This is a genomic window from Candidatus Izemoplasma sp. (assembly GCF_982632705.1).
The window spans coordinates 1-13,020 of sequence record NZ_CEXEES010000008.1 but is presented as its reverse complement, the minus strand read 5'-3'; the positions used below and the strand labels follow the sequence as shown (position 1 = coordinate 13,020).

Sequence of the window (13,020 nt, the reverse complement as noted above, 5' to 3'; positions counted from 1 at the left end):
TTTTATAGCAATGTCTTCTGTTTCTAACTCTTCTTCTAAGTTTGTTTCAATGTAATCAATTGCATTTTGTATTCTATCATAATAAGTCATATTATCACCCTAGCGCTAAGATAATTATATTATAAACGGAAAATTTAAAACATGCTTGTCATTTTTTATCATTGGTAATAAAAAAGACCAAATTGATGGTCTTTTCGTTTATGTATCAATTATTTTGAATGTCTGATTTTATTTGCTTCTAGTAATTCAGATAATTTCTCTTCAGGATTCTTCACTTTACTAGCAAAGATCATAGCTGCGATTATATAAGGTTTGAAAGATGCTTCTTTGTATGTAGCTACTCTATATCTATCAAATACAGAAGCTGCAACTTCACCTTGTTCACAAGATACATCTGTGATGTCTGCTGGTAAACAATGCATGTATAATGCTTTGCCTTCTTTCGTTAATTCCATTTTTTCTTCTGTACATTCCCAGTCTTTATGGTTTGCGTTTTGTGCTAGTAATTCTTGTTCTAATTCTTTGATTCCATCGTAATCTCTGTTTCCGTATAATTCTGTTCTTTGTTCCATAGCTTTGAAAGGAGCCCAAGATTTAGGATATACGATATCTGCGTCTTTGAATGCTTCATCCATTGAGTTTGTTTTAGTGAAAGATCCGCCTGATTTTTTAGCGTTCTCTAGAGCGATTTGTTCTACTTCATCCATTACTTCATATCCTTCAGGATGTGCAAGTACAACATCCATTCCGAATCTTGTCATTAAACCAATAATACCTTGTGGTACTGATAATGGTTTACCGTATGATGGAGAATAAGCCCAAGTCATAGCGATTTTTTTACCTTTAAGATTTTCAATTCCACCAAATTCTTCAATCAAGTGAGCCATATCACTCATTGATTGTGTTGGATGATCGATATCACATTGTAAGTTAACTAGTGTTGGTCTTTGTTCTAATACACCATCTTTGTTTCCATCAACAACAGATTTAGATACTTCTCTCATATATGTGTTACCTTTACCGATATACATATCATCTCTGATACCAATAATATCAGCCATAAATGAAATCATGTTGGCAGTTTCTCTAACTGTTTCACCGTGAGCTACTTGTGATTTACCTTCGTCTAAATCTTGAACTTCTAATCCTAGTAAGTTACAAGCACTTGAAAATGAGAATCTAGTTCTGGTTGAGTTATCTCTAAATAACGATATTCCAAGTCCTGAATCAAATATTTTACTTGAGATATTTTCTTCTCTCATCGCTCTTAAGATTGATGCGATTTTATATACTGATTTTAATTCTTCTTCTGATTTCTCCCATGTTAATAAGAAATCTTCGTTGTACATTTTAGAGTGATCTAATTGTCCTAATTCTGAGATCATTTTTTTTATATCTTTTTTCATTTGTAGTACTCCTTTATAGTTTCTTCACTGCATCGTTGAATGCAATGATTAGTTTATCTAGTTCTTTTACTTTTTTAGGGATGCTTGTCCAGTAATCATCGTTGTCCCATTGTTCACAAATCTCTTCGTGTGTTTTTCCTTGTTGTTCTACCCAAGTGTAATACTTTAAATTATGAACTGCTTTTCTTTCTCTGTAATTTAATTCTTTCATGTACTCTGTGTTAATTCCTTGTAGGTATTGGTGATATACTCTATATGCTTCTAGTTCTGTGAATTCACCATGAAGTTCAGTCATTTCAACTAATCTAGATCCGTACATCTCCATTGAATCTGTAAGAACTGTGACGATTACATCGTCTTCTTTCATTTCAAAGTATTTTGCCATTTTTATAGCTGAGGCTATGTTTGCACATCCTGAGATTCCTGCCCACTCTAATTTAGATATAACGTCATCAGATACACCTTTAGATTTTAATAACTTGATTCCTTCAGGTTCATTGAATAAACGAATCATATTCATTGGAATTTCATCGTCCATAGCTACGACTGCGTCTGTGTTTTTAACATTGTGTACCCATGGAATATGTTTATCCCCGATTCCTTCGATTCTGTGTTCTCCAAATCCGTTCATATAAATAGTCGGACACTGTAGTGCTTCTGAAGCTAGTATTTTAGATGTTGGCCATATTTTCTTTAAATAATCTCCAGCTGCCAGTGTTCCACCTGAACCTGTAGCTGATACATATCCTTTATAGTTCCCACCAACTTTGTTTATTACAGATTCAATAAATGAGCCTGTTACTTCGTGATGCCATAGATAGTTTCCGAATTCTTCAAACTGGTTGAAGATCATTAAGTCTTGTCCTGATGCCTTTAGTTCCCAGCATTTGTCAAAGATTTCTTTAACGTTTGATTCTGTACCTGGAGTAGCAATGGTTTCCCCAGCTACTTTTTCTAACCAATCAAAACGTTCTCTAGACATACCTTCAGGTAGTATTGCGATAGATTCACAACCTAGTAATGCAGAGTCATATGCCCCGCCCCTGCAGTAGTTCCCAGTTGATGGCCATACTGCTTTTGTTGTTGTTGGATCAAATTGCCCTGTAACTAATCTTGGTACTAAACAAGAAAATGCTGCCCCAACTTTGTGTGCTCCAGTTGGAAAGTATTTCCCACTGATCGCTACTATTTTAGCATCAACACCAGTTACTTCTTTTGGTAATACAACGTAATTACCTTCATTAAATAATCCACCATCTTCTTTGGCTTCATTATGCCAGTTGATACGGAATAGGTTTAATGGATTTAAATCACTTGATTTAATCGTTTTTAATTCTTCTTTAATTTCGTTAGGGATTAAATCAGGATTTTTCATTTGAGCATATGTAGGAATAATGATTCCTTTTTCTTTTGCTCTCTTAATTGCATTTACTAATTTTTGTTCATTGATTGTTAAATCAATAAGATTAAGATTACTCATTTGTACTCCTTCTTTCTTTTACTATTTATCTGTTTAACTTTATTTCATATGATTGTATATTGTGTATTTTGATATTCCGAATACTTCTGCGACTTTATCTCCTGCTTTTTTAATTAAGAATGCACCGCATTTATCTAAAAATTTTATCGCTATTGATTTTTCTTTGTAGTTCATTTGATCAATTGGTTTACCAACCTTCTCGATCGATTGAAGAATCAATCTATCTAAAACATCATTCACATCTACAGGAAATTCATCAGGTACTCCTATTGATTCATGAACAATAAGTTGTCCTAGTGCTTCTTGAGTTTTTATAAGATGTGTAATATCAAAGTTGATTGAAAGGATATACCTTAAAATATCATTATCATAGAAGAACAAAGAACTACACTTGATGTGTTTTTCTCCATCTCTAATTATATAGTTAAGTTTATCTTCTTGTATCATATCAAGATCGTTGATCGTATCTAGTACTAATGCAGAAGCACCATCACCAAGTTGCCTGTTTGATACGTGCCCGTTCTTGATATAAACAATAGTATTTTCTAATTCTTGTTCAAGGTCATGAATAACTACTTCACAGTTATGACCAAATGTTTTTACCATCGCGTCACTCATCCGAGTTAAGACATTGAATAAATCTTCCATATAAACACTCCTTGCTAATCTACTTCTATTATCTTACATAATGAAAGGGATTTCAATAATTTTTGTATTTTATTTATGTATTTGCAATTTTTTTGTATTTTATTTATTTCTAATAGTATTTCAAGACAAAAGAAAGGCCCCTATATATATTTAGGAGCTTGTCGCTTTACATGTTTCTAATAGTCTCAATATCTTCTTTTGTTAACTCAAAGTCGAACACATCTAAGTTTTCAAATTGATGTTGTTTACTATGTGATTTAGGGATTACAACTAACCCTTCATGAATTTGATAATTAAGGATTATTTGACTCCACGATTTATTATATGGTTTTGCTAGTTCCATTAATTGATCTTTTGTCTCTGGACCTAATTTTGCAAGTGACTGATACGCTTCGGGAATCACATCATTTGCTTTACAAAAATCTATTAATGATTGTTGTTGCTTACCAGGGTAAGATTGGAACTGATTTAACACTGGTTTAATATTTGCATGCTGAATTAAGTAAGATAACTGCTCTTCATTAAAGTTTGACACGCCAATCGATTTTAAAAGTCCCTTTTCAACAAAACTTTCTAAGACTCTCCAGACTCTTACATTGTCTTCATTGGTCGAAAGAGGAAAATGTATTAAATAGAGATCAATATATTCAATATCTAATTCTTTAAGTGATTGCTCAATATGATGCTTAACTGATTCATCAGTTTCTGTATATTCTTTTTTCTCAGGAATTTTTGAAGTAATAAAGAATTCACCTCTGTCAATATTCGACTCTCTAACTGCTTTTCCAATAACTGCTTCATTGCGGTAGTATATTGCAGTGTCTATCATTCTATAACCCAATTCAATTGCAGATTTAAGCTCTTTTGTATCGTAAGTAATCTTGGCAAAGAAATCATTATTTTCTTTCCCATAAGTGTTTGTTCCTGTTCCTAAAACAGGTATCATTAATCCATTATTCATCTTAATAAATTTCATATAAGCACATCCTTTTCTTTAGTATATGACATCTTCTATTCAAAGTATATCATCATGCAATTTATGATGGTTCATACTCTATTACACTTTCAGGTGTTCCCCATATTAACTCAACCAATTCTGGATGATCAATAAATGGATTCCTATTTGCTTGGTAAGTATATACTACTTGATTTCTTTCTAACTCCCACTCATCAACAGGATCTTCAATATGCCATCTTAGTAAATCATCTAAGTCTCCGTATTGTGATAGCTTTAAGGATTTATCTGAATCTGCATCGTCTAATACATAAAGATCTAATGAGTCTTCAGACTCATAACGTGTCGCCATATAGAATATCATTCTAGCAACATCACCTTTTACTTCATCTCTTGGTTCAAAGTCCCAAGTATTACATGTATAGTTTCCAAATCCTCTATCAACTATATTCGTATCGTCACCGTCATTACAATCTTCGAACATACGATTGTTTTTAGTTGAGTTCATTGTTCTTTCTGCGGCTACTAGATGATGAGCATCAGTTCCTGCTCCACTGCTAGTACCAAAATCTCCTCTAGATTTACTCCATATATGTTCTCTATTCCATTCTGTATATGATGCGGTTCTATCGTTATTATCAAAACAGTAATCTGGAAGATTAGCTGTCACAGTATCTTGACATTCTTTTGGCCAACTAAATCCACTATAGAACATCATTACATTATCACTATTATTAGGATCTTCATCTGCTTCTCTTAATATATCCCATACATCTGTACTAGAACTTGTGTAAGAATACTCTGTATGATTTTTAATGATATCGTATAAAGAATCTTTTAAAGCAGCACCTGTTAAACCTATAGTAGTATCATAATATCCAGTTGGTACGTAAATCGTTGTATCAAGCCCTTCAATTACTTCTATTTGATGTACCACTGTGGTTTCATTACCTTCAGTGTCAACTGCCCTTAATGTGATAAGTTGTGTAGTCAGAACACTTGTATCTAACACTGTTACAACCTCAACAGTGCAAGTTAAATCTCTATTATCTGCACAAAATGAAGATGTAAAATCAAATGAACCATCTAAGGTAACTGTAGTTCTTAATTCTGATACATCTATAACTGGAGAAGTTGTGTCTTCAACTGTGACAGTTCTAGATACTTCTATAGCTATGTTTCCTGCGCTATCAGTTACATTATATGTAATCACATATGTGCCTAGTGTATATACATTAACTGTATCCCCGCCCATTACTACAACACAGGTAGTATCAAAGTTATCTGTACAATTAATTCCTAAATCATTATATGTTGTTCCGTATTCAATATCTACTTCACTATCACCAATCAAAGAAGTGATTGGTGATACTGTATCATTAATTGTTACTGTTCTTATTACTTCTAACGCTATGTTTCCTTCAGTATCAGTTATATTGTATGTTACATGATATGTACCCACAGTACTTGTATCAACTGTATCTCCGCTAATAATGACAGTACACGATGTATCGTAGTTATCTGTACATGTTGCTCCTAATTCAGAATAAGAAGCATTAAGATCAAGATTTATAGCACTATCGCCATTCAATGTAATTACTGGAGCTGTTGTATCTTGAACTATTACTGTTCTTGTAAGTTCTATGGCATCATTTGATGAGGCATCAACTGCATTATATGTAATTACTGTACTACCTAAAATACTAGTATCTATCACTGTATCACCAATTAATACATCACAAGTAAGGTCGTAATTATCTGTACATGTTGCACCTAATTCAGAGTAGATACTGTTATATTCAAGTTCAATAACCGGATCTCCAATCAAAGAGATGATTGGTGATTCGTTATCACTAACAACTACTTCTCTTATAATCTCTAACGCTACATTTCCTTCAGTATCTGTTGTGTTATATAAAACACTATATGTTCCTATTGTAGTTTCATCTACATTTGAATCATCAATTATAACAACACATGTTGTATCGTAGTTATCAGTACAATTTGCCCCTAGTTCATTATATGAGTCACCATAATTGATATATATGATGTCATCACCAATCAAAGAAATGATTGGAGATGTTGTTTCTGAAACAATGACTGTTCTATCTATTACTATTCCAGTATTACTGGACTCATCAACTACAAAATAAGAAATGATGTATGTACCTGGTCTAGTTGTGTTTACAACATCACCATTAATAAATACTTTACAGTTTTCATCTATATCATCTTCACATATTGCCCCAAGTTCCTCGTAGGTATCCATATACTCTAAATAAACTGTTTCTTCCCCAATAAGTATAGCAACAGGTGGTGTAGTGTCTGTGGCACTATCCTCGCAACCTACTAGAACTCCTATAAATATGACAAATAAAAACACTGTAATTCTTCTCATAATCCATTCCTCCGAAAACTCAATTTAGTTTTAAAACTCTTACATATTTTATCATTATTCAGTATTAAGTACAAATCAATTTGGTATTCGCATCCCATTCAAAAAACAGTAAGTAAAAAGACCGATACGATCGGTCTTATAGTTTATGATATAGCTCTTTGTAACACTTTTAATTGCAACTTATTATGAAATAATGATGAAACTTATGCATTATATTCATCATAAACAAATACCTAATCTATCTCCCAAGGTTCATACTGAGCTTGATCATGACTGTAGGTTAAATATTCAACCTCTAGGAAAGGATCGTATATTTGATTTTCATATGTATAATTTACATCAATGATAATAACGTAGTTTTGATATAAAATATAATGTTTTGCCCAGTTTGGAGTACCTGCATTCAATGTGTCTTGATATGGGAATGCTTCTAAAGCATCCTCAACACTGTAGTACATTATAACTGTGTACGTTACATTATTATAAGAAATCTGCTCAACAGATTTCATTTGAAGATTTCGTCTGTTATATGCTGCATGGTACAACAACATCTCTTCATCGCTAACAGTATAAAATTTATCACCACCATCATCTAACATATCTTGAATGACAGGACTATACTGTAAAGAGCCAAGATAAAAAATACTAAACTGATAGTTTGATTCAAAATCGTACTGACGTAAAAATCCCGGGAATGTTGATGTCGTACTATGATACATCTCAAGAACATAATTATCGATTTTATATATAAAAACAATATCACTTGTAGAAATACTAAAAGTCAGTTTTGATTCATAGAATAGATTAACATCATCTTCTGATAACTCATAAATTATCCCGTAATCGTCACTCAAAGGATCAGTTATTGTTCTGACAGACACATAAGAGAAATCATTACTTAAAGTTTCTAGATTAAACTCCTCTAGAAGAAATCCTGCATTTGATAAATCATCATACAACGATGTATCTGTCATCTCAGCATTTGAGTCGCATGAGCTCATAAAAATCATAATAACAATTAACAAAAGTAAGTTTTTATACTTCATCAAATCTCCTCCTAATCTGTCTTTGTATTTATTACTGCAAAATAGACTGTTGGACTATTATAGTGATTTGGGAAATAATCCCCTGAAATATATGGATAAGGTGCATCCCAATCAACTGAAGATGGATTCACTACATTACCCAAATATTCACTTGGTAGATTACCGACTTTATGTCCCCATTTTCCATCACTTAACTGCATCATAAAATGAAAATCTTCATTCTTAATAACCGGACCGTATCCGCTTGGGAAAGTATAAAAAGTCTTGGTAGTTTCCTCAACGTTTCCAACCCTTAGCGCTATTCTATACTCATTAACGCTCACTTGAGCATTCAAATTTGGTAATATTCTACCTGAAACAAACTGCTGATTATTTATAGTGTATAGTACAGCAGGTACTATTACCTTATAATAATAGTCATTCGTTACATTAATATTACTGAAATCTATATCACCAGCTGAAGTAGTTATATTCAATGTGTTATTTATTCTTAATGAATAGCCAAAGCAATTTGGATCAGTTGTTAAAACATCACTATATATAGGTGCATCACCATAATCAGAACTCAATGTAATGCCTTCAACGTCAACTGTAAAATAAGGACTTTGCTCTGTACTTGAATTTTCCGAAAAGAAATGCATATATTTCATAGATGAAGTTTTTAATATTATCATTTCTGGTGAAAACTCAATAAGTAAACTTTTATCTCCGTTACTCATTTCATCTGAGACTTCCTGAGTGATGTCATATACCATCAAGTCAGTATAAATACTACTTTGTGATAGTAGTGTTTTTGTGTAACTTGAATTTCCAGTAATATCATCAAATGTAATAGATGATGTAATTAAAGAAACTGGTACTTTAGTATTTACATTACTTGATTCTCTTTGAATCGTCAATTTTGCATCTAATACAGTAATATTGGAACCACTTATATCAGAGAAATCTAATTCCATTATACTGTATAGATTATATACTGGTAAATATGGTATACTCCCAGCTGGTGCAGGCATTAGTGTCTGCTTTGAAACTGTAAAATAATCTACATCGTACTCTACATTAGTATCTTGGATAATCGTTTTGTCCCTAATGCCACTTGGAGTTGATACTAGACTATATGTTACCCCACCATATGTCGTTACTGGGTAAACTTCATCTGAACTTTGTGATATCGTTTGATCAAGAATAACTTCAACTTCGTAAACACCAGACTCAATTTCAATCACATTTGTTTTGTTCCCAAAAAAGAACTGTCCATTTGCTCCTCTACTGTAATAATTGCCAATCGAAAATATTGAAGCATTTGCTTTATCAATAAAATGATATTCTCCCTCAACTTCTAATAACGACAGTTCATCGGTATATATATAGTAGGTAATCGAATCATTATGAGATGTCTCGGATATGAATCTCTCACTTAAACTTTGATTAAGAGGTTCAAGATGTAAACTAGATACATTAGAACTTCTATCAGCGATATGTATTTGATTATCACTGTACTTGGCATAACTCATCTCGTTTGTATACTCTATTTCCATTTGATACAAATCATAATAAGTGATTAGAACTTTATTGTTGTCCTCATAATTAAGTGATGTTGAAAAAAGTTGTTCATACTCAGACATAACTGGTAAAGATACATTATAATTATTGTATTGAGTATCATACCTTCCAGAAGAGTTATTATACTCCAATGTTTGGTTATATTCTTTGTACCCTTCTTGTGTGTAATAATGAATATCATTTTTAAAATACTGATATTGATAAACACCATCACCCATATCATAGACTTTACTGTTATTTGTTCTTAAATATACAACTTCTCTCACTTGAGATGCTTTCATATCCTGAACATTACCGGTAATTAACACTAAAATAGTTAAAAATAAAAATATCCCTAATTTTCTCATAACCTCTCCTCCTTCTTCCTTATCATCATTATATCACTAGTTAAATATTTATACAATTGTGAAAGAGATTGACTGTGATGAAACTTAGACAGTAGTTCTCCTTGTTTCTTTTCCTCTTTGATCTACACATATCCCGACCTCTTGTATTGTGAATTCCATGAATGTAATTATTGATTTATCATCACCCATATATACATTATAAAATACCTTTTTATAAATAACAGGTCATATAAGACCCAAAAGAAAAAGCCCAATAGGGCTTTGTTATGAGTTCCATATCATAAGTTGCAATTATTTGTGATACGGCTCGTCGTTGTTTATTCTAAACACCCGATTTAATAGTTCTTAAATGACAAGTATCTAAATGATCATCTACCATTCCTACAGCCTGCATATATGCATACATAATAGTAGAACCTACAAAAGACATACCTCTTTTTTTAAGGTCTTTTGATAGTTTATCTGAAATTTCAGTAGTTGCCATCATACCATCAAACGATGGTCTGTGATTCACTATTTGCTTATAGTCAACAAATCCCCATATATATTTATCAAAAGAACCAAACTCTTTTTGTATATCTAGAAAGACTAATGCATTCTTTCTAGCTGAATATATCTTTAGTTTGTTTCTAATAATACCTTCATAGTTTCTTAGTTCTTCAAGTTCCTGATCCGTCATTATAGATACTTTGATGGGATCAAAGTTTTTGAAGGCTTTTTTATAACCTCCTCTTCTTTTAAGTATTGTATACCAGTTTAATCCTGCTTGTGCTCCTTCTAATATAAGAAACTCAAATAGTATTCTATCATCATGAACTTCTACACCCCATTCTTCATCATGGTATTTGGCATATAGTTCTTCACCTGGTTTATTTCCAAAACATCGTGTTTTCATTGTATCACCTCAGTCTATTTTAACATATTGTTCACTTCAAAAAAAAGACCTTTAAAGGTCTAGTTTTTTTGTCTTTTTAATTTTATACATTCTTTCGTCTGCAAGTTTGATAATTTCCTCAGTAATTTTTGTTCCATCCTGAATCGCTACGCCAATCGAAACTCCAATACTACAAGTAATCTTATCATATATGAAAGGTTTGATAATCGCATCCATGATTTTTTGTGACACTCTATCAATAACATTTTGTTCTGTAGCTGTTGGTAATATAATCATAAACTCGTCGCCACCAATTCTTGAGATAATATCTGATTCACGAATTGTATTTTTAATTCTTTTTGCTCCATCGATCAGTACTTTATCTCCTATGTCATGACCATATTCGTCGTTAACATTCTTGAATCCGTCAAAATCCAAAAACATTATTGTGTATGCCTTATTCATATCATCCATTCTATCTAAAATATTAAACACATTGTTTCTATTTGGTAGTCCTGTTAGGACATCATGATTTGATGAGTATTCTAGTGATACAAGTTGCTGTTTTCTTTGGTATGTTATTTCGTCTAACAATCTTGTGATAATAAAAGAGAATGTAATTCCTACAATAACAAATACAATGTAGTTGTTTAGAAGGCTTTTGAATTCTGCTGTCTCTCTAACATCGACTTCAGAAAATATAATAATATCTCCATTATCAGAGTAGATAGGTACTGTTATACCTATTCTCTCACTAATAGAATCTGATAACTTTACATTACTTATTAACAAAGAGGTATAGACTTCACCTTCAAATGCTTTTTGCGCAATTTGAATATTATCCTCTTCAAATATTGGATAGTTATGGTATGTACTAAACACTTCATCTTCTTTATCTAGAAACATGAACCCAAATTCTTTTGCTGGATTAATCGAATGAAGATAGTACCCTTCATCATTTAATACCTCAAACTCAGAGAATTGGCCTGATTGGGTTTCCTCGTCATGAAATAAATTATCAGCAAGATAATTAACTATTAATAATCCTATTTGCTTACCCTCTTCATTATAAATTGTCGAGGCAATTCTAAGCATTGCTTTTGGTACTCCATCAATGTATTCAATTTCACTATTTTCTATATTCAGGTCTAATTTGCTTAAATAAATGTATTCGTCAGCCAAATCAATCGCATTCGTGAAATAGTATCTACCTGCTTTATTTTGCAAATCTACCTCAGCTGTTATTGTTGGTGACCCTTGGTTGTAATTAACCCTAATCATTTCCATACCCGATGTATCTATGATACGAATCTGATCATATACATTGTTGATATTAATCCAATCGAATAGATCTTCTTCTAAATTATCTTTTAACTCTAGAGATGTATACTCTAAATCATCCCCATTAAAAGTAAACACATTATTATTTTTGATAAGTTCTTCTAACAAAAGAACATCACTTGCAATCGAAGCCACTTTGTTATCAATATCCACTGAATATGATCTTAAATCAGTTGATATTGAGTCTTCAATTCCCGATTTCAATATTCCATTTTGAATGAAGAAAAAGGAAAGTAAAACCATACCAATAACGAATAACGAGATTGATAACGATATTACACCAAATTTTAAGTTTCTGTATTTCAACATAGTGTTCACCACCTCTAGTTAATATATATTTATATTATAACATATCTACATCAGAAAATAGGGCGAATTATCGTTCTATAAGTTCATTTCATAAAAGTATAAATCTAGTCCCCACATTTCAACTTCTTTGATTTGTTTGAATCCAGTTTTTTCTAGCACTTTAGCTGATCCGATGTTTCCTACATCTGCTAAAGCAATAACATACTTAAGACCTATTTTCTTTGCATATTCTTTTAGCTTATTTGAGACTTCAGTTGCGTAACCCAGACCCCAGTGTTTTACATCGAAACCATACATGATTTCAATCTCATCAAACTCTTTAACAAATCCCAGTCCACCATATCCTATGACTTCTCCTGTTTGTTTGTTTAGGACTTTAAATATCTTATTCCCTAAATCATCATTAAAGGAAGAGACATAGAAATCAAGCCACTTCTGAATTTCTTCATCAGACTTCTGGTTCTTACCTGGTAGGTACTCACAAACTTTAGGATTTCCTAACGTTTTCTTTAATACCTTGAAGTCACTTTTTTCCCAAGGTACAAAGTATAGTCTTCTACTTTCTAACATATTGAACACTCCTAACTAGCGATAGATAAATAATTTGGAGGAATGCAAACCCAATCCATACCCATTTATTTAAACTAACTACT

10 protein-coding genes are annotated in these 13,020 nt (G+C 32.1%); all 10 read right to left on the bottom strand.

Annotated elements, in window-relative coordinates; translation table 11 throughout:
- Positions 1 to 209: 209 nt before the first annotated feature.
- Positions 210 to 1,406, bottom strand: coding sequence for a knotted carbamoyltransferase YgeW (ygeW, locus tag AC2LE6_RS01960; protein WP_484477559.1), 1,197 nt, complete (start codon positions 1,404 to 1,406; stop codon positions 210 to 212).
- A gap of 13 nt (positions 1,407 to 1,419) precedes the next feature.
- On the bottom strand, positions 1,420 to 2,886 hold the full coding sequence (locus tag AC2LE6_RS01955) for a pyridoxal-phosphate dependent enzyme (RefSeq protein WP_484477558.1): 1,467 nt from the start codon (positions 2,884 to 2,886) through the stop codon (positions 1,420 to 1,422).
- A 39-nt stretch (positions 2,887 to 2,925) separates the two neighbouring features.
- A complete protein-coding gene (locus tag AC2LE6_RS01950; RefSeq protein ID WP_484477557.1) occupies positions 2,926 to 3,534 on the bottom strand; it encodes a helix-turn-helix transcriptional regulator in 609 nt (202 codons plus the stop codon).
- 166 nt (positions 3,535 to 3,700) lie between these two features.
- The gene (locus AC2LE6_RS01945; RefSeq protein ID WP_484477556.1) at positions 3,701 to 4,510 is read right to left on the bottom strand and encodes an aldo/keto reductase family protein; all 810 of its coding nucleotides are present in this window, start codon (positions 4,508 to 4,510) and stop codon (positions 3,701 to 3,703) included.
- A 61-nt stretch (positions 4,511 to 4,571) separates the two neighbouring features.
- The gene (locus AC2LE6_RS01940; RefSeq protein ID WP_484477555.1) at positions 4,572 to 6,887 is read right to left on the bottom strand and encodes an immunoglobulin-like domain-containing protein; all 2,316 of its coding nucleotides are present in this window, start codon (positions 6,885 to 6,887) and stop codon (positions 4,572 to 4,574) included.
- A 233-nt stretch (positions 6,888 to 7,120) separates the two neighbouring features.
- The gene (locus AC2LE6_RS01935; protein WP_484477554.1) at positions 7,121 to 7,933 is read right to left on the bottom strand and encodes a hypothetical protein; all 813 of its coding nucleotides are present in this window, start codon (positions 7,931 to 7,933) and stop codon (positions 7,121 to 7,123) included.
- Between the two features lie 11 nt (positions 7,934 to 7,944).
- Positions 7,945 to 9,843, bottom strand: coding sequence for a hypothetical protein (locus tag AC2LE6_RS01930; protein WP_484477553.1), 1,899 nt, complete (start codon positions 9,841 to 9,843; stop codon positions 7,945 to 7,947).
- A 322-nt stretch (positions 9,844 to 10,165) separates the two neighbouring features.
- Positions 10,166 to 10,738: a DNA-3-methyladenine glycosylase I gene (locus AC2LE6_RS01925; protein WP_484477552.1), complete on the bottom strand. Its 573-nt coding sequence runs from the start codon at positions 10,736 to 10,738 to the stop codon at positions 10,166 to 10,168.
- 51 nt (positions 10,739 to 10,789) lie between these two features.
- Positions 10,790 to 12,367 (bottom strand): GGDEF domain-containing protein, encoded by a 1,578-nt coding sequence (locus AC2LE6_RS01920; RefSeq protein WP_484477551.1) that lies wholly within the window; start codon positions 12,365 to 12,367, stop codon positions 10,790 to 10,792.
- 75 nt (positions 12,368 to 12,442) lie between these two features.
- Complete coding sequence (locus tag AC2LE6_RS01915) at positions 12,443 to 12,937, bottom strand: GNAT family N-acetyltransferase (protein WP_484477550.1); 495 nt, start codon at positions 12,935 to 12,937, stop codon at positions 12,443 to 12,445.
- Between the last annotated feature and the right edge of the window lie 83 nt (positions 12,938 to 13,020).